This is a genomic window from Campylobacter pinnipediorum subsp. pinnipediorum (assembly GCF_002021925.1).
GTDB lineage: Bacteria > Campylobacterota > Campylobacteria > Campylobacterales > Campylobacteraceae > Campylobacter_A > Campylobacter_A pinnipediorum.
The window spans coordinates 923,733-939,155 of record NZ_CP012546.1; the positions used below are offsets into that span (position 1 = coordinate 923,733).

At 31.0% G+C, this 15,423-nt stretch carries 25 protein-coding genes, 1 tRNA gene and 1 pseudogene; 10 read left to right on the top strand and 17 right to left on the bottom strand.

Annotated elements, in window-relative coordinates:
• Nucleotides 1–12: 12 nt before the first annotated feature.
• From CPIN17260_RS04685 to CPIN17260_RS04715, 7 genes are read left to right on the top strand one after another with little or no spacing between them, the layout of a single operon-like run.
• Entirely contained in the window at nucleotides 13–282 is a 270-nt protein-coding gene (locus tag CPIN17260_RS04685) for a NifU family protein (protein WP_069632063.1), read from the top strand.
• Nucleotides 275–820 (top strand): histidine kinase, encoded by a 546-nt coding sequence (locus CPIN17260_RS04690; RefSeq protein ID WP_069636708.1) that lies wholly within the window; start codon nucleotides 275–277, stop codon nucleotides 818–820. Before CPIN17260_RS04685 ends, CPIN17260_RS04690 begins: the two co-directional genes overlap by 8 nt.
• Nucleotides 804–2,087: a UDP-N-acetylmuramoyl-L-alanyl-D-glutamate--2,6-diaminopimelate ligase gene (locus CPIN17260_RS04695; RefSeq protein ID WP_078440640.1), complete on the top strand. Its 1,284-nt coding sequence runs from the start codon at nucleotides 804–806 to the stop codon at nucleotides 2,085–2,087. The genes CPIN17260_RS04690 and CPIN17260_RS04695 overlap by 17 nt, the downstream gene beginning before the upstream one ends.
• 1 nt (nucleotide 2,088) lies before the next feature.
• Nucleotides 2,089–2,439 (top strand): aspartate 1-decarboxylase, encoded by a 351-nt coding sequence (gene panD, locus CPIN17260_RS04700; protein WP_069632060.1) that lies wholly within the window; start codon nucleotides 2,089–2,091, stop codon nucleotides 2,437–2,439.
• Nucleotides 2,439–3,047 carry a riboflavin synthase gene (gene ribE, locus CPIN17260_RS04705; RefSeq protein ID WP_069632059.1) on the top strand — a complete coding sequence of 203 codons (609 nt, stop codon included), beginning with the start codon at nucleotides 2,439–2,441 and terminating at the stop codon, nucleotides 3,045–3,047. The genes panD and ribE overlap by 1 nt, the downstream gene beginning before the upstream one ends.
• Nucleotides 3,011–3,721 (top strand): peptidoglycan editing factor PgeF, encoded by a 711-nt coding sequence (gene pgeF, locus CPIN17260_RS04710; protein ID WP_069632058.1) that lies wholly within the window; start codon nucleotides 3,011–3,013, stop codon nucleotides 3,719–3,721. Before ribE ends, pgeF begins: the two co-directional genes overlap by 37 nt.
• A 4-nt stretch (nucleotides 3,722–3,725) precedes the next feature.
• Nucleotides 3,726–3,941, top strand: coding sequence for a hypothetical protein (locus CPIN17260_RS04715; RefSeq protein ID WP_069632057.1), 216 nt, complete (start codon nucleotides 3,726–3,728; stop codon nucleotides 3,939–3,941).
• 310 nt (nucleotides 3,942–4,251) lie between these two features.
• On the opposite strand, the gene CPIN17260_RS04720 is transcribed toward CPIN17260_RS04715, so the two are convergent.
• The 3 genes from CPIN17260_RS04720 to rpsT all read right to left on the bottom strand — a co-directional run bounded on the left by CPIN17260_RS04720 (nucleotide 4,252) and on the right by rpsT (nucleotide 7,205).
• The gene (locus tag CPIN17260_RS04720) at nucleotides 4,252–5,007 is read right to left on the bottom strand and encodes a DNA adenine methylase (protein ID WP_069632056.1); all 756 of its coding nucleotides are present in this window, start codon (nucleotides 5,005–5,007) and stop codon (nucleotides 4,252–4,254) included.
• Nucleotides 5,008–5,860: 853 nt separating this feature from the next.
• The gene (gene prfA, locus CPIN17260_RS04725) at nucleotides 5,861–6,928 is read right to left on the bottom strand and encodes a peptide chain release factor 1 (RefSeq protein WP_069632055.1); all 1,068 of its coding nucleotides are present in this window, start codon (nucleotides 6,926–6,928) and stop codon (nucleotides 5,861–5,863) included.
• Nucleotides 6,929–6,935: 7 nt separating this feature from the next.
• A complete protein-coding gene (gene rpsT / locus CPIN17260_RS04730; RefSeq protein ID WP_069632054.1) occupies nucleotides 6,936–7,205 on the bottom strand; it encodes a 30S ribosomal protein S20 in 270 nt (89 codons plus the stop codon).
• A 193-nt stretch (nucleotides 7,206–7,398) separates the two neighbouring features.
• On the opposite strand from rpsT, the gene CPIN17260_RS04735 reads away from it, so the two are divergent.
• From CPIN17260_RS04735 to CPIN17260_RS09380, 3 genes are all read left to right on the top strand, one after another.
• Nucleotides 7,399–7,475, top strand: a tRNA-Met gene (locus tag CPIN17260_RS04735).
• A gap of 188 nt (nucleotides 7,476–7,663) precedes the next feature.
• Nucleotides 7,664–8,239, top strand: coding sequence for a tyrosine-type recombinase/integrase (locus CPIN17260_RS09375; RefSeq protein ID WP_226996901.1), 576 nt, complete (start codon nucleotides 7,664–7,666; stop codon nucleotides 8,237–8,239).
• 56 nt (nucleotides 8,240–8,295) lie between these two features.
• A complete protein-coding gene (locus CPIN17260_RS09380) occupies nucleotides 8,296–8,856 on the top strand; it encodes a tyrosine-type recombinase/integrase (protein WP_226996902.1) in 561 nt (186 codons plus the stop codon).
• Here the strand turns inward: CPIN17260_RS09380 and CPIN17260_RS04745 are convergent.
• The 14 genes and pseudogenes from CPIN17260_RS04745 to CPIN17260_RS04800 form a co-directional block, all read right to left on the bottom strand.
• Entirely contained in the window at nucleotides 8,823–9,005 is a 183-nt protein-coding gene (locus CPIN17260_RS04745; RefSeq protein WP_078440641.1) for a helix-turn-helix transcriptional regulator, read from the bottom strand. The two genes, CPIN17260_RS09380 and CPIN17260_RS04745, sit on opposite strands and share 34 nt — an antisense overlap.
• Before the next feature lie 4 nt (nucleotides 9,006–9,009).
• The gene (locus tag CPIN17260_RS04750) at nucleotides 9,010–9,219 is read right to left on the bottom strand and encodes a hypothetical protein (RefSeq protein ID WP_078387682.1); all 210 of its coding nucleotides are present in this window, start codon (nucleotides 9,217–9,219) and stop codon (nucleotides 9,010–9,012) included.
• A gap of 112 nt (nucleotides 9,220–9,331) precedes the next feature.
• Complete coding sequence (locus CPIN17260_RS04755) at nucleotides 9,332–9,586, bottom strand: hypothetical protein (RefSeq protein ID WP_078387683.1); 255 nt, start codon at nucleotides 9,584–9,586, stop codon at nucleotides 9,332–9,334.
• Between the two features lie 4 nt (nucleotides 9,587–9,590).
• Nucleotides 9,591–9,749 (bottom strand): DNA cytosine methyltransferase, encoded by a 159-nt coding sequence (locus tag CPIN17260_RS09065; protein ID WP_110109156.1) that lies wholly within the window; start codon nucleotides 9,747–9,749, stop codon nucleotides 9,591–9,593.
• Nucleotides 9,750–9,752: 3 nt separating this feature from the next.
• Nucleotides 9,753–10,469: a DNA cytosine methyltransferase gene (locus CPIN17260_RS04760; RefSeq protein ID WP_078440642.1), complete on the bottom strand. Its 717-nt coding sequence runs from the start codon at nucleotides 10,467–10,469 to the stop codon at nucleotides 9,753–9,755.
• The gene (locus CPIN17260_RS04765; RefSeq protein ID WP_078415509.1) at nucleotides 10,466–10,681 is read right to left on the bottom strand and encodes a DUF3310 domain-containing protein; all 216 of its coding nucleotides are present in this window, start codon (nucleotides 10,679–10,681) and stop codon (nucleotides 10,466–10,468) included. Before CPIN17260_RS04765 ends, CPIN17260_RS04760 begins: the two co-directional genes overlap by 4 nt.
• A gap of 2 nt (nucleotides 10,682–10,683) precedes the next feature.
• The gene (locus CPIN17260_RS04770; protein ID WP_078387686.1) at nucleotides 10,684–12,075 is read right to left on the bottom strand and encodes a DEAD/DEAH box helicase; all 1,392 of its coding nucleotides are present in this window, start codon (nucleotides 12,073–12,075) and stop codon (nucleotides 10,684–10,686) included.
• Nucleotides 12,076–12,085: 10 nt separating this feature from the next.
• The gene (locus CPIN17260_RS04775) at nucleotides 12,086–13,012 is read right to left on the bottom strand and encodes a DNA-methyltransferase (RefSeq protein ID WP_078387687.1); all 927 of its coding nucleotides are present in this window, start codon (nucleotides 13,010–13,012) and stop codon (nucleotides 12,086–12,088) included.
• Between the two features lie 22 nt (nucleotides 13,013–13,034).
• A pseudogene (gene ssb, locus CPIN17260_RS04780) lies at nucleotides 13,035–13,355 on the bottom strand (single-stranded DNA-binding protein); the annotation flags it as partial.
• A 2-nt stretch (nucleotides 13,356–13,357) separates the two neighbouring features.
• Nucleotides 13,358–13,855, bottom strand: a complete 498-nt coding sequence (locus CPIN17260_RS04785) for a hypothetical protein (protein WP_078387689.1) — start codon at nucleotides 13,853–13,855, stop codon at nucleotides 13,358–13,360.
• Nucleotides 13,852–13,998: a hypothetical protein gene (locus CPIN17260_RS09170; protein WP_153300935.1), complete on the bottom strand. Its 147-nt coding sequence runs from the start codon at nucleotides 13,996–13,998 to the stop codon at nucleotides 13,852–13,854. Before CPIN17260_RS09170 ends, CPIN17260_RS04785 begins: the two co-directional genes overlap by 4 nt.
• Nucleotides 13,999–14,009: 11 nt before the next feature.
• A complete protein-coding gene (locus CPIN17260_RS04790; RefSeq protein WP_078440644.1) occupies nucleotides 14,010–14,906 on the bottom strand; it encodes a hypothetical protein in 897 nt (298 codons plus the stop codon).
• Nucleotides 14,903–15,112, bottom strand: coding sequence for a hypothetical protein (locus CPIN17260_RS04795; protein ID WP_078387691.1), 210 nt, complete (start codon nucleotides 15,110–15,112; stop codon nucleotides 14,903–14,905). The genes CPIN17260_RS04790 and CPIN17260_RS04795 overlap by 4 nt, the downstream gene beginning before the upstream one ends.
• Nucleotides 15,099–15,410: a hypothetical protein gene (locus CPIN17260_RS04800; RefSeq protein WP_078387692.1), complete on the bottom strand. Its 312-nt coding sequence runs from the start codon at nucleotides 15,408–15,410 to the stop codon at nucleotides 15,099–15,101. The genes CPIN17260_RS04795 and CPIN17260_RS04800 overlap by 14 nt, the downstream gene beginning before the upstream one ends.
• Nucleotides 15,411–15,423: the final 13 nt, after the last annotated feature.

Genomic DNA, 15,423 nt, shown 5'->3' on the forward strand with positions numbered 1-15,423 from the left:
AAAAGGAAAAACATGATACCATTTACAGACGAAGAGCTTTTAAAACCGGTTCAGACAAGTTTAAAAAAAGTTTTACCTATGTTAGAAAATGATGGCGGTGGACTTGACTTACTTGGTATTAAAAATGGTAAAATTTACGTAAGACTAACAGGACATTGCCATGGATGTGCAGCAAGTGGAAACACTCTAAAATACGGTGTAGAAAGACAATTAAAAATAGATATACATCCGGAACTAGAAGTAGTAAATGTACCGCAAGGCGAAGAGGTTAGCTTTGCTTAATTATAAAAAACTTGGTATAAAAAATTTTAAAAATCATAAATTTGATGATGCGTTAAAATACTTTTCATTAGCATACGAACAAACAAAAGATAAAAATTTGCTTTTTTATATAAATTTATGTGTTTTTGCAAAAGATTCTTTTGATGAAGCAAATATGCTTTTTGAGCTTTTTTATGCAAAAGAAAAAAAACAAGAAGACACAGAAAATTTATATGAATTATTATACGCATTAGAAAACAAACACGCACAAAGCGAAGAGCTTGAAGAAGAAGATGCTATAAGCTATGAAGAATTTATGAGTTTTGTTAGGAATTCTGATTTTAAAAGTGTATTTCAAAATATAATGTTTTCAACAAAAGTCATGATATCAAATAAAGATGATTTTTTGGATTTTATACAAAATTTAATAAAAAACGATTTTTTAGACATGAGCATTAACTATCTTGAAAGTGCAGCTACTATGTTTAGAGGCGATGAGAGGATAGACAAACTTCTTGAAAAAGTAAAAGAAAGAAAAAATAATGAAGATACACATTAATAAAACTTTTATAACAGATAGCTCTTTAGAGTGCGAGCCTGGATGTTATTTTTTACAAACTCAAAGCAATCATAAATATACAGATAGTGCGTTAGAAAAAAAAGCAACGATAATAGATGTAGATGAGTGCAAAAACCTACTAAAAATAGATAAAAATATAAAAATAGTAGGCATAACAGGAACAAATGGTAAAACAACAACTGCTACTGCGATATACTCATCTCTTATGAAGCTAGGTTTTAAATGTGGTCTTAGTGGCACAAGAGGTGCTTTTATAAACGGTAAAAACATAGATGAAAAATCACTAACAACAAGCCCTATTTTTAAAACACTATATTATTTACAAAAAGCAAGTGAAGAAAAGTGTGATTTTTTTGTTATGGAGGTAAGTTCTCACGCAATATCACAAAATAGGATAGAAGGTTTGGATTTTGCTCTTAAAATTTTTACAAATTTAAGTCAAGATCATCTTGATTATCATAAAAGCATTGAAGAATATGCAAATGTAAAAAGTAGTTTTTTTCAAGATGATAGCTTAAAACTTATAAACAAAGATGACAAATCCATTAAATTTAATGAAAAAAATGCATACTTTTACTCATTAAAACGAAATAGTGATTTTTATTCAATAAACTACGAATTAAAGGAGCGTATTAAGGCATTAGTTAAAACAAATAATGAAGAAATTTGGCTTGATTTAGGCCTACAAGGTGAGTTCAATCTTTATAATATGTTAGCCGTTTTTGGGGCTATATCTCTTTTAACAGACAAAAATATCAAACAAATTTCAAAAGCTTTAAGTGAATTTAATGGTGTAGATGGACGCATGCAAATAGTTAGCAAAAAACCACTCGTGATAGTTGATTTTGCTCATACTCCAGATGGTATAGAAAAAGTTTTACACGCATTAAGACATTTGAGTTTGGTTGTAATTTTTGGAGCTGGCGGGGACAGAGATAAGACAAAAAGACCAAAAATGGGTGAGATAGTTCAAAGATATGCTAGGGTTTCAATAATAACAAGCGATAATCCAAGAAGCGAAAGACCACAAGATATCATAAATGATATATACACTGGAATGAATAAAGAAAATATAATACAAGAAGAAGATAGAAAAAAGGCTATAAAAATTGGACTTTCATCATTACAAGATGGTGAAGCACTTGTTATACTTGGTAAAGGTGATGAAGAATATCAAGAGATAAATGGTGTAAAATTTCCATTTAGCGATAAAAAAATAGTAGAAGAAATTTTAAAGGAAATATAAAATGACAATAGAAGTTTTATCTAGTAAAATACATAGAGCCGTTGTAACAGATGCGAATTTAAACTATGTTGGCTCAATAAGCATAGACACAGAACTAATAAAAGCTGCTGGTCTTTGCCAATGGCAAAAAGTTGAGATACTAAATGTCAATAATGGCGAAAGATTTAGCACATATGTAATAAACGGCAAAAAAGGCGAAATCTGTCTTAACGGTGCTGCGGCTAGAAAAGTATGTGCTGGTGATGTTGTTATAATAGTTGCATATGCTAGTATGAAACCTAAAAAAGCAAAAGAGTTTAAACCTACTGTTGTTTTTGTAAATGAAAAAAACGAAATAGTTAAAAACAAATAATGTTTAACGGTCTAATAAGAGAAATAGCTGTAGTTAAAAGTTATACAAATAACATACTTAGACTAAAAGCCGATTTTAAACCAAATCTTGGCGACAGCATAGCTGTAAATGGTGCTTGTCTTAGTGTGATAGAGATATTTGATGATGGTTTTAGTGTTGAACTTAGCCTTGAAAGCAGAAAGCATATAGCTACTGAGAACTTAAAAGGTAAGGTTCACATAGAACCTGCTATGAAGCTTGGTGACAGAATAGACGGACATTTAGTTCAAGGTCATATAGATTCCATAGGTGAAGTTTATAAAATTTCACAAAATGAAAACGGGGTTGATGTTTTTATAAAATTACCACAAGAGATAATGAAATTTATGGCAAACAAAGGAAGTGTATGCGTTGATGGTGTAAGCCTTACAGTAAACGAAGTCTTGCAAAATGCAATAAAACTAACAATAATACCTATAACTTTCAAAGAGAGCCTTTTTTGTGATTTTAAGATAGGTAGAAGGGTAAATATAGAAAGTGATATGATGGCTAGATATATTGCTAGACAAATTGAGTTTAAAAAAGAGCTTACTTGGGAAAAAGTAGACAACTTTTTGAGTTTGTATTAAACGATAAAAATATCATAGCTGGATTTAGCACTAGATTTGGCGGAGTCAGTGATGGAGCCTATAGCTGTTTAAATCTAGGTTTGCATACCGGTGATAATACATACAATGTCTTAAAAAATAGAGAAGTTTTAAGAAATTTTCTTTGTTTGCAAAAGCTGATTTTTGTAAATCAAATTCACTCAGATGAAGTTAAAATTCTAAAAGATAAAGAGCAAATTCTTGGAGATTGTGATGGGATTATCACAAATTTAAAAAATATTGGCATTTGTGTTATGGTTGCTGATTGTTCGCCTATTTTAATTTATGATAGTAAAAATAGTGTCATTGCTTGTATCCACGCTGGAAGACAAGGTGTCATCAAAAAAATATTAACAAAATGCGTGATAAAAATGCAAGAGAATTTTAACTCAAATGTTTCAGACTTATCAGTATTTGTAGGACCAAATATAAAAGGTAGTTGTTATGAAGTCGGTGATTTGGATCTAAAAGAGTTTAATGAATTTAAGATAGGAAATAAATTTGATATGAACTTAGCACTTAAAAATGAGCTTATTTCACTTGGTGTAAATGATTTTTCTTTTAATAACACTTGTGCACATTGCGATAATAGATATTTTTCTTATAGAAGAGATAAAATAACAGGTAGATTTGCAGGAATAATAGCTTTAAGGTAGACAAATGGGATATGAAAACTTTAATACTCAAAATATAACAAATATAAAAATAGCACAAAATGCAAAAAAATTTGATATAGAAATTTTACAAAATGAAGCTTTTTTAAAGCAAATAACACAAATTTCAAATATAAATATAGGCAATCAAGATTTAGAAAACATAAAAAATATTTTTAATAGTTTAATCGAAATCGAAGAAAACTTGCAATTAAGCAAATAATATGTTGTTTTAAACTTGAATAACAATTTAATTTTGTATCCAAACATTTAAAACGAAAATATCTTGCATTTAAAATGATAGTAAGTCAAATATCATATAAAACCACTCTCGTTTTAAATACCTTTTAAAAGCTTTTTAAAAATCACTTTATGGGTATTAAATTCCTCATAAGTCCCCTACTTGTTTTATATTCATATTCTTTAAGCCTTTCGTTTATCTCATTCATATTCATTGTAATACCTTTAAATTTTATAATGAATTTAAACATATTTTCAAATAATATCTAAAAATATTACAATTTGTAATGATACTAAAAAATCATAATAAGCAACTCTTTATTTATCTTATTTGTTTTAGCATTGAGTGTGTATCTTATATTTAGCTCTTTGATTATAAAATCACTATAAAGCTCTCTTACCAAGTCGCAATCGTTATAAGAAAGTATAAATTTAGCATTGATATTGCTTAATATATAAGATAAATTTTTATGATCTGCTATATTAAAATCTTTTGGTGTTTTATAATAGCTTTCAGTACCCACATACGGTGGGTCTAGGTAAAACAAAGTATCTTTACTATCATACTCTTTTATTAATCTTTCATAGCTCATATTCTCTATAATAGCACGCTTAAGCTTTCTTGATTGTACTGCAAAATCCCGGTAAATATTTTTAGGATTTCTATTCTTAGCCATAACAAAATTATTACCCTTAGATCCAAAGCTAAGACTTATAAGATAAAAGTACAAAGCTGCTCTTTGTATGTTGTTTCTTGGTTTTAGCTTTTTATCTTTTATGAGATAAAAAATCTCTCTACTTCTTAGCATATTATTAAGCTCTATGTTTAGGCTTTGTGGTCTTGTTTTTATTATTCTATGTAAATTTATAAGTTCGCCATTTATATCGTTTAATATCTCGCATTTTGATGGGCTTTTTTGATAAAACACAGATAAAGCTCCACCAAACACCTCTACATACTTATCGTGCTTAGGCATTAAAGCTATTATGTCTTTTGCTAGCTTACTTTTGCCGCCTACCCAGCCAAATGCTGCTTTTGTTGTTTGCATACAAACTCCTTACAAAATAAAATATTTTTGCTTGTCTATAAGAAGTTTTGCTAATATTACTCTGCTTGTTTACAGGAAGGGATTTTATTTTTTCAACTTCGGCGATTGCTTTACAATGCCCTTGTCTTGCCAAAGCTACATAAGATAAACATTTATTTTACGTTTAAGACTTCTCTCTATAAACTATTTTAAAAATCTTCTAATAATATTTAAATAGCTATCTAATAGAAAAATCTAGTGTTAATTGTTTAACTACAGGGTTGTTTTAAATTCTAATATCGAGATATAAGTAGTTGCCCTATTGTATATATATTTTATCACTCCACGATAATTAAAACCCAAGCAAAACCTTAGCCTCTATTAATGATATCAAAAGCTCTTCCACGCTTTTTTTAGCATGATATAGTTCACTTGCTTTTTCATCTATTGCAAAAAAGCACACCTTTTTGAGCTACTTCACTTATACGATCAAATATCCCAACAATCTTGCAAACAGTATCTATATCACTTGTTACGCTGCCCAAAGCACAAAAAACTTTGTTCTATTATTGGAGTTGAAATTTTACACTCTCTTAATTTTATTAGTAGCTTTTTGAGTATTTAAAAACCAAGTGCCAAACACCAAAAAATATACAATATCAACACCTTAACAAAACAATCACTAATTTACTATTCTCATTTCTTATAGCCCTCACAAAAAATACACAAATAATATTATCTTTTATTTTTAATTATTTTAATTGTAATTTATTTTATCTTATTGGGATATAGAGATAACTATAAAATTATTGTATAAAATTTTTGTACTATTATGAAAAATTTAAAGTATTAAAAAATAATATAAAAAAGCTTTTTATAACCCAGCTTCTGTTAAAGCTTCTGCTTGATTATGAGCTATCAATGGATCTATTATCTCATCAAAAAGACCAGCTGCCATTATAGCATCAAGTCTATAAAGAGTTAGGTTTATACGATGATCGCTTATTCTATTTTGTGGAAAATTATAAGTTCTTATTCTACCACTTCTATCACCGGTTCCTACTTGATTTTTTCTTTCGCTAACTTCTTTTTCAAGTCTTTCTTGCTCTTGCTTTTCATAAAGCCTTGCTTTTAAGACTTTCATTGCTGCTTCTTTGTTTTTATGTTGTGATTTTCCGTCTTGGTTTGTTACAACTATTCCTGTTGGAATATGAGTTATCCTTACAGCACTATCTGTAGTATTTACACTTTGACCACCATGACCTGAACTTCTCATTACATCTATACGAAGATCATTCATATTTATTTCTATTTCACTATCTTCAACTTCAGGCATAATAGCTACAGTAACAGCAGACGTATGTACCCTGCCCTGACTCTCTGTTTCAGGAACCCTTTGAACTCTATGAGTACCGCCTTCAAACTTAAGTCTAGAATAAGCACCTTTACCTTTAATCAAAACAATAATTTCTTTAAAGCCACCTGCGCTTCCTTCACTCTGCCCAACAACTTCAAATTTCCAGCCTCTAGCATCAGCATAACGAATATAAGCACCAAAAAGATCGCCAACAAACAATGCAGCTTCATCTCCACCGGTACCAGCTCTTATTTCTAAGAATATATTTTTTTCATCATTTGGATCTTTAGGTATCAATAAAATTTTAATCTTATTTTCAAGCTCAACAGTAAGATTTTGAAGTTCTTTTATTTCATCTTTTGCAAGATCGCCAAGCTCAGGATCACCAAGAAGATTTTTATTTTCTTCTATAGAGTTTAAAGTATTAAGATATAATGCAGAAACCTGATATATATCTTCTAAAGATGACTGTTCTTTAGATAGAGCGGTCATCTTTTCTATATCAGTAGAAATATTTGGTTCGCTAAGAAGCTTAGAAATTTCGTTATAACGTTCTAGAAAAGGACGAAGCTTATCAGCTAACATTATATAATTATGCTACTTTAAGTGTATTTACAAGTTTAGCTAAACGACTAACACGGCGAGCAGCTGTTTGTTTTTTCAAAAATCCCTTGCTTACAAAACTATGGAAACTTTTGTTTGCAACTTTTAAAGCTTCAGTAGCTTTGTCTAAGTTTTTCTCTTCTACAGCAACTAAAACACTTTTTGTTATGTTTTTAAGCCTTGTTCTATAAAATCTATTTCTTTCTGTTCTTTTTATAGTCTGTCTTGCTCTTTTTTCAGCAGATTTATGATTTGCCATAACTAACCTTTTCTTATATTTTTAGTACTTTTTTAAAAGATATTTAAGTCCGAGATTATATTAAATATAGTATTAAATATAGCTTAATATACTAGTAAACAAATCAAAATAACCATTTTTAAAAAATATATATAATTTTATGATTTATTTTATAAAAATCTAAGTTTTTTGTGATATAATCACAGCCTAAAATGTCAAGGTAGCTCAGCTGGTTAGAGCGCTGGTCTCATAAGCCGGAGGTCGAGAGTTCAAGTCTCTCTCTTGACACCATTCATACTTTTAAATACCTTTCAAAACCTTTCACAAAGCCTTATAAAATCGAAGTTTTAAAGCCTTTATACCTTTCAATGATTTTCAATAAATTTCAATGATTTTAAGATTTTTTTATTGACTTTTTTATTGACTTGTAAAAAATAATTGAATAAATTTGGTTTTGAGTCAATAAAAAAGGGATAAACATGCCTAAAATAGCTACTTCGCTCACTGCAATATCAATCAAAAATTTAAAACCAAAAGATAAGCCCTACTTTGTAAGCGATGGTTTTAATATGTTAGTTAAAGTCGCTCCGAACGGAAATAAAACTTTTGTATTTATATATAAAAGTCCAAAGACAAATAAACGTAGGCGACATACAATAGGAACATATCCAACAATGAGTTTAAGCGAAGCAAGAGAAAAAAGAACAGAGTTACAAAAATTAGTAAATAATGGTATAGATATTTTACAAGAGCAAAATTACAAAGATTTTCAAGCAATATATCAAGAATACATAAAAACAAGATCAGATGTAACACCAAAACATCTACAAAGAATAAAAAGTATATTTGATAGATTTATATTACCAAAGTTTGCAAATGCTGATATAAAAATCATAACAAGAAAAGATATAATTAATGCACTCTCCCCTATTCAAGATAAACAAGAAACATTAAAGAAAAGTTTAATAGCTTTAAACCATTTCTATAAGTATGCATTATTATATGAAGACATAGACCATAATATAATAACAGACATAGATAAAAAACGCTCATAGGCAAAATAGAAGTAACACATTATGCTTTCTTAAAAGATGATAAGGATATAAGCAATTTGCTAAGAAATATAAAAGAGTATGCCGGAGATGATAGGATAAAGATATGTGCTTTGCTTCAGCTTTATACAGCTGTGCGTGGAGCAAATGCAAGATTTGCCGAATGGTCTGAGTTTGATTTTGATAAGAGCTTATGGAGTATAAGTGCCCAAAAGATGAAAGCTGGTAAAGCTCATGAAGTGCATTTAACAAATAGCGTTAAAAATATGCTTTTAGAATATAAACAAAAATATACTTTTAACTCAAAATATCTATTTCCTAGCCTAAGGACAAATTTAAAACCTATAAGCGATAACACAGTAAGAACTATGCTAAGAAACTTGGGCTATTCAAACGAGCAAATAACACCGCATGGGTTTAGAGCTACATTTAGCACGATATGTCATGAAAACATAGACATACATAAACATAGCTCGGATGTGATAGAGCTTTGTTTAGCTCACATTGAAACCAATAAAGTAAAAGATGCATATAATCATGCTAAAAATTTAAAGCAAAGGGCTAGTTTGCTTAAATGGTGGAGTGATTATTTAGATAATCTGTATTCGCCTGACATGTAGCGATTAATTGATTGAAGTGAATAATACACCGTTTTATGTCCTGCTTTTCTTTTGTCTAAGATTTTATCTCTTGCTAATCGCCAAAGGGTTGTATCACCAACACCTAGCATCTCTTTGGCTTGTTTTGCTGGTATAAATGTATTATTCATTTTTTTACTCCTGGTATATTTCTTCTAAAGTCATGCTTATACAGCTCATGAGCGCATCAACTTCATCGCATAAGTCATTCAATCGTTCGTTTAACAATTCTTTATCAGCCACACCGCTAATATAATCATCATGCGCTGTCTTAACTAATGCGTAATCTTTTTTTATGATCTCAATAAAATATTTTAAATCATGTTCTATAAGTTTAGTTAGCATTTTTACTCCTTTATAAGCTTTGCACTATTTCATTTAAATGTTTTATTATGCTTTTTGCGGTTGTTAAATCATTGCATTTTATAGATGCGTTATTTCTTTCAGCATCTCAGTCCTAACACGTGCTTCTTTGACACACGATAAAACATTTTTTGTTAATAATGTATGTTTTTTTGCATGTTGCAGACTTAATAATTTTGTCAATTTCATCAGTTATATTATTGTTTGCTTCCCAAATTTTATTTAATTTGGCGTTTATTTTCTCAAATATTTTATCCGCATTGTCTGGATACTTTGAAGACGCAAACATCCTTTTTATTTCTAATCGCTCAGCTTTTTTAAAAATCCCAACACAGTCATCTAATCTCATGATCTTAGTTACCTTTTTTTATTGTGTTTTGCTTTTTTTGTAAGTCTTCTGCCAGCCTTTTAAAAATATGCGCTATAACATCAACAGTCCAGGCGTTGCCTATGCTTTTATATCTTTGTGTATTTGATACACCTACTGTATAGTCAATAGGCAATGTTTGCAATTTTTAATACTCATTTACGCTTAGATTTCTCATCTTGTTTTTTTCTTTATTGAGATAGTATTGTTTCGTATGTGTTTTGTTTGTTGTTAAACAGTTTGCTTTTTCATCACACACTGTTTTTAAAATATCTTTAATCGCTACCCCATTATGCAATTTAAAACAAAAAGGCTTAAGCTCTCTAAATTCGTGTGTGTCTAGCACATCGTTTAGTTTTATGTTTTTATCTTGTGGTTGTGTTATGTTTGGTATATTCGTCCAATATAAGCGGTTTCTGTTTTGTGCTGATACAAGTGCCGAATTAATTTTTACAGGCTGAACTTTTAAAATATCGCTTATGATATCTTGGCACTCTTTTTTCATCACTACATTTTCAAGCAAAAAGTATTTAGGTTTAACCTCTCTTAAAAGTCGTACAAACTCAAAAAACAAATCACTTCTTTCGTCTTTGAAATTTAACCTTTTACCAGCCACAGAAAAGCCTTGACAAGGACTACACGCTATTAATAAATCGATTTGTGGCAAGTCTCTGCCTTTTATATTCCTAACATCTCCTAATCGATATTCTTTATCTTGTGGATAGTTATTATTAGCAATCTTGATTGCATACTCATTTGTCTCGATGCTATAATATTTATCAATCGCAACATTAGCTCTTTGCAACGCTAATCTACCACAAGAGATTCCATCAAAAAGGCTTAAAACATTTACATCACCACTCATTCATAAGCCTTTATCAAAAAATCAATATACCATTTGGCTTTTTTTAAATCCTCACCCCCATTTTTATCTTTATACCTACAAATATATTTAATAATATTACCTTCGCAAAATCCCATATTATTAGAAGTTATAAAGTCTATGGGTTCAATCGTCATCTTTTCGTAATGACTGCCACCAATTTGTTTTCTGTTGTTTGTGTTTGCTACCTCCATTATTAACTCACTTTTAAAAAATTAGGTATTTGGGTTTCAACTTTAGGGTTGTATTCTGTTTTAATTGTTTTTGTTTGTCGTATCTCTTCTTGCACGATGTCTTTTGTTTGGCTAATAACACCGTCAATCATTTTTAAAAAATCTTTTTCTTTGCGGTTTATATTAGACAATACGTTTGCCTCTGCCTCACTTGTAACGATACAACAATCAACATCATTCTTTTGCCCGTATCTATAAACCCGCATTAAGCTCTGAAAAAAACCTTCAAAGCTATCGGACAAGCTAGCGTATACGACATTTTTACAATGCTTTTGCCAGTTCATCCCAAAACCTGCGATTTTTGGCTTTGTTATCAGTACTCTTATTTTGCCTTTTGCGAAGTCTTGCATAGCTTTGGCTTTAAACTCATCACTATCACTTCCTTTTATCTCCACAGCATCATTTATAAGCTCTTTTAATTTCTTACCTTCATCATTTAATTCACACCAAACCAAATAATTATCATCGTTAGAGTTGCATATATCAGCTACTGCTTTACATCTATCATCTAAGCTATCTTTTTTTGCTTGTCTTCGCTCTGATAGCGTTTGTGCCACATCTGCAAATAATGAAGTAGTGCTCGCATGCTCTACTTCTATATGATGCATATTTAGTTTTGGGAGTTTAAATTTATCATCTTCCGCGTTAGCATAACCAAGATCGCTAGGTTTTGTAAAAAATGCCACCCAAGTGCTTATAAACTCCCAAAACGGCTTAGCAGCATGCCCTTTTAAAATCCAATTTGATGTATTGCTCCCATCATGTATAAAATACATCGATAACATTTCGCTTAAGCTCATTATGTTTAAAAATTCGGTATGATTGCCTAGCTCGGTGTAGTCATTTGGCGATGGTGTCGCCGAGCAAGCGAGTTTATAAGCAGTTGATTTAAAGCTTACTATTATCAAAGCTCGACCCTTTGAAGTATAGCTTTTTATGTGACTGCTTTCATCTAATACCACAGCTACAAACTCACTAGCATTAAATTTATCTAGCTTTTCATAGCTTGTTATATTTATGCCGTTTATAACATCTTTTACACTTTCACAGTATTTAACATTATATCCCAAAATGTGTTTTATTTCTTCTACACTTTGATGAGCGACTGCAAGCGGTGCTATTATTAATACCGGTTTTTGTTCTTTCTTCCACACTTGATAAGCCCACTCGCCCTGCATGGCTGTTTTACCACTCCCCGTCATTGCAAAGATAGCAAAATGCCCTTTTTTTAGCGCAAGTTGCACTAGGTCTTTTTGATATTCAAACAAAGTTTTATTCAATTCATCTCTTTTTATATCAACACTTTTAAAAACCGCCATTTTTTTCTTTGACCCTAAAAATTCATCATATGTCATATTGTTATCCTTAATCAAATAAACTTTTTTGTTGTCGTTGGTTTATTGCTAGCTTGCAATTTTTAGCAGCAACTTTAAAATAAGAGCTTTTAAGCTCTACGCCTACGCCCCTGCGTTTCATTTTTAAAGATTGATAAACTTCGCTTCCTATACCTAAAAAGGGAGTTAAGACAATATCGCCCTCGTTAGTCCAAAGTTGCAAAGCTCTTTCTATCACGTCAAGTTGTAAAGGGCATATGTGCTTTTCATCTTCATCGTCTTTACTCCCCTTTAAAGCAAGTGTGTTGCTTTGTCTTATATCCATCCAAACGGGGCTAGCATACCTTTGCCATACCTCTATGCTCCCACGATTTAAACTGCCCTTCTCCTCGTTAAACTCTGCTGTTATAGGTTCGCCATCGCCCGAATAGTATTCAAACCCACCGGATATAGGTTCTTTGTTCTCGCCTGGTTTTCTCATGGTTACCAGATAATCAGGTATGCCCTGACGGCTCATAGCGCTATCTTTAACCAATTGCTTATGTAAAAGCCCTAGTGCTTTTGTGCGTTGTTGCGCGATTACTGGGTCTTTCCAAATGCAAACCTCACTATGAAAGATAAAACCAACTTCTTGAAAAAGTCTTATAAGCTCACCCCTAAAATCCCTAATCCCTATAAACCCATCTTTAACTTTTGAAGTAGGTAAATTCATACAATGAAAACTCATAAGCCTACCGCTTTTTAACACCCTAAACAAATCTTTGGCTAAAAACTCAAAATGCTTTATAAACTCACCTTTGTCGGAGTTCCCCATATCTCTATCAGAGTTTGAATAAGTATAAAGGCTATCAAAAGGTGTATAATCTATGCTCTCGTCATCAAAACTTTTTATAACCTCACAACTATCGCCATTGTAGATAGCGTATTCATCTGTCACAACTTGATCTATAACATCCATATTTTTAACCTCTATCTATTGTATTATCGCCAAGCATTTGCATGTTTTCAACCACTACAACATGCTTGCTTCTGTTTTGACCGGTAGTAGACTGCCAAGTCTCCTGCACCAATCTGCTTTCTATTAAAATTTTTACACCTTTGCGAATGTATTCATTTGCTATTTCTGCAAGCCTTGCAAAAAACACAATATCAATAAACATAGTTTTTTCCATTTTTTCGTTGTTTATTGTGTATTTGCGATTTACTGCGACTGATGTTTTACCTATCGCGGTATTTGACTGCATAAACCTAAGCTCTATATCTTTTGTTAAATGTCCTACTAAAATAACTTTATTAAACATATCTAGCTCTTTACGCCTTCGCAAAGCTGATTAATTTTGTCGAACAAAACTATCACTTTTTTCATAGTCTCTTTTATATTCTCATCTTGCCTTTTTATAGAGTCTCTTAAATCTTGTAAACAATAATCTTCTGCTAAATCCTGATCGAAAATTTCCTGAAAAATATGATTTTCAAACACAATTTTTTTATTGTTATTTGTTGCGAATTTATACTCTTGCCTTATCTCTTCGCTTGATAATGTATAACTTAAATTTGGTATAAACAAAGCATCGCACCCATTAAGCCTATCAAGACAAATCCTCATCATCTCATCCCTGCTTTTATTGTTAAATATATTTTGCATATCTAGCGTCATCGCTACAGGCGAAAACAAAGAACAATTTTCTGGAAAATGATTAACCGCTTGTATCATTGCTTGAAATGCTAGCTCTCTCACATATCTTTTACTTTTACCGGCTTTTAAAGCTGTATCGTAAGCACTTGCTACATAAACCTTCATCTTTTACCCTTTAATTTTAATTCAAGTGCTATCTCTAAATGTTTCAAATTTGGATTTATAAGCATTAAATGCTTAATACCTTTTTTACGAAAATAACGACATACTCTAATCGCTCTTATATACTCATCTAAATCGTAATTCATTGTTTACCCTTTTAAAAAATCATTCTTTTTAAGCTTAATCGCTTTCGCATATCTTTAAAAAATGCTATTTGCTCGTTAAGTTTTGCAAGATCAACCCCAAACGGAAAATCATCACTAATATTAGAAATGATCTCATCCATCACCGCTATACTCTCTTGGTAGCTTTTGTTTTCTACCTCATCTAAAAATTTTTTATTTAGTTTAAATGTTAGCTCTAGCCTTTGCCAACCATCAAAACTATTATCTATTTTTTGTTTATGATAGTTTGTTTGCTTTTTATACTTATCATAAAGCAAAATACGACTAAGCCCATAAAGCTTATCATCGCAGTTATTAGCATATAGTGATGTGCTTTTACTTGTCACATTACCATCCGTATATTTTTCGGTAGCTTTTTTAAAAAACTCTTTCATCTTATAGCTTATCTCGCCACCACCTTTAAAATCCGCCGCAAAATCATAACTGTAAGTTTTAAATCTTCTCAAAAACTTACCCAAAATTTTATATGTCTCTTTATGCACCTCCCTGCTCGGTTGATAAAGCCCTGCAAAGACAACAGATACATAATACCCATCTCGCTTTTTTCTCTTTTTACAAAGTTTTTTAAGCTCATCCGTATACTCTATAACAAGCATTGAGTTTGTTAAACTCTTAATACCACGCTTAAAGCTTATATATCGTATCTTCATAGGCGTTTTATCTTCGTCTTTTTTGGCTTGTCTGCTTTCATCTTTTTTTGCTTCTTTACTTTTATATTTATAGTCCGCGTATTCTTTTACGCTCTTATTCCTGCTTACAAGCCTAAGCTTTTTAATTAGTTCAAGTTTTTTTAAAAAAGACATCAAAGTCTTTTTTGGTAGTATGAATTCATAACTATCAATCCCACTACTAAACTCGTAATCAATCATCTCATAGCCACATCAACAATTGCACCATTAGGCTTATAAACAATAAAATCATCATCGTTTACATAATAAAGCTTATGACTAAAAGAACAACCGCTCGCCCCTTTTATCTTTCCTCTTCTTATGCCTATAAAACCTTTGTCATAAGATAGCACCTCAAACCCTGCCATAATCACTTTATTTTTTAAATCTGTTTTACTTAACCTCATCGTTTACCCTTTTAAAAATTTTCCATCCCAAAGATTGCAAAAAATCACTAATTTTTGCAATCACAAAAACCCCAAGCACTCCTACCATAATCCCAAAAAAATATCTCACGCCTTGCAACTCATCTAACTCACTAACACGCAAACCAACCAAAAAAACAAAAATCCAAATCACAAGGCACAATGTAGCTATAAAGCCGTTATAAACCTTAATCCAAGCAGGTTGCCCATCTGTGTATTCTGTCTTTATAATCGTAAAGCAATTATTTCTATTATGCTTACACTTACGATTTGACTTCATCATTCACCCTTTC

Bases quoted from the DNA above. Each gene is read 5' to 3' on its own strand.
- CPIN17260_RS04745 (WP_078440641.1), bottom strand. From the start codon at position 9,005: ATGAATAATACATTTATACCAGCAAAACAAGCCAAAGAGATGCTAGGT.
- CPIN17260_RS04800 (WP_078387692.1), bottom strand. From the start codon at position 15,410: ATGAAGTCAAATCGTAAGTGTAAGCATAATAGAAATAATTGCTTTACG.
- CPIN17260_RS09375 (WP_226996901.1), top strand. From the start codon at position 7,664: ATGCCTAAAATAGCTACTTCGCTCACTGCAATATCAATCAAAAATTTA.
- CPIN17260_RS04765 (WP_078415509.1), bottom strand. From the start codon at position 10,681: ATGGAGGTAGCAAACACAAACAACAGAAAACAAATTGGTGGCAGTCAT.
- CPIN17260_RS04790 (WP_078440644.1), bottom strand. From the start codon at position 14,906: ATGATTGATTACGAGTTTAGTAGTGGGATTGATAGTTATGAATTCATA.
- CPIN17260_RS09170 (WP_153300935.1), bottom strand. From the start codon at position 13,998: ATGAATTACGATTTAGATGAGTATATAAGAGCGATTAGAGTATGTCGT.
- CPIN17260_RS04795 (WP_078387691.1), bottom strand. From the start codon at position 15,112: ATGAGGTTAAGTAAAACAGATTTAAAAAATAAAGTGATTATGGCAGGG.
- ribE (WP_069632059.1), top strand. From the start codon at position 2,439: ATGTTTAACGGTCTAATAAGAGAAATAGCTGTAGTTAAAAGTTATACA.
- prfA (WP_069632055.1), bottom strand. From the start codon at position 6,928: ATGTTAGCTGATAAGCTTCGTCCTTTTCTAGAACGTTATAACGAAATT.
- CPIN17260_RS04755 (WP_078387683.1), bottom strand. From the start codon at position 9,586: ATGAGATTAGATGACTGTGTTGGGATTTTTAAAAAAGCTGAGCGATTA.
- CPIN17260_RS04750 (WP_078387682.1), bottom strand. From the start codon at position 9,219: ATGCTAACTAAACTTATAGAACATGATTTAAAATATTTTATTGAGATC.
- CPIN17260_RS04685 (WP_069632063.1), top strand. From the start codon at position 13: ATGATACCATTTACAGACGAAGAGCTTTTAAAACCGGTTCAGACAAGT.
- rpsT (WP_069632054.1), bottom strand. From the start codon at position 7,205: ATGGCAAATCATAAATCTGCTGAAAAAAGAGCAAGACAGACTATAAAA.
- CPIN17260_RS04715 (WP_069632057.1), top strand. From the start codon at position 3,726: ATGGGATATGAAAACTTTAATACTCAAAATATAACAAATATAAAAATA.
- CPIN17260_RS04760 (WP_078440642.1), bottom strand. From the start codon at position 10,469: ATGAGTGGTGATGTAAATGTTTTAAGCCTTTTTGATGGAATCTCTTGT.
- CPIN17260_RS04770 (WP_078387686.1), bottom strand. From the start codon at position 12,075: ATGACATATGATGAATTTTTAGGGTCAAAGAAAAAAATGGCGGTTTTT.
- CPIN17260_RS04775 (WP_078387687.1), bottom strand. From the start codon at position 13,012: ATGGATGTTATAGATCAAGTTGTGACAGATGAATACGCTATCTACAAT.
- panD (WP_069632060.1), top strand. From the start codon at position 2,089: ATGACAATAGAAGTTTTATCTAGTAAAATACATAGAGCCGTTGTAACA.
- CPIN17260_RS04785 (WP_078387689.1), bottom strand. From the start codon at position 13,855: ATGAAGGTTTATGTAGCAAGTGCTTACGATACAGCTTTAAAAGCCGGT.
- CPIN17260_RS04720 (WP_069632056.1), bottom strand. From the start codon at position 5,007: ATGCAAACAACAAAAGCAGCATTTGGCTGGGTAGGCGGCAAAAGTAAG.
- CPIN17260_RS04695 (WP_078440640.1), top strand. From the start codon at position 804: ATGAAGATACACATTAATAAAACTTTTATAACAGATAGCTCTTTAGAG.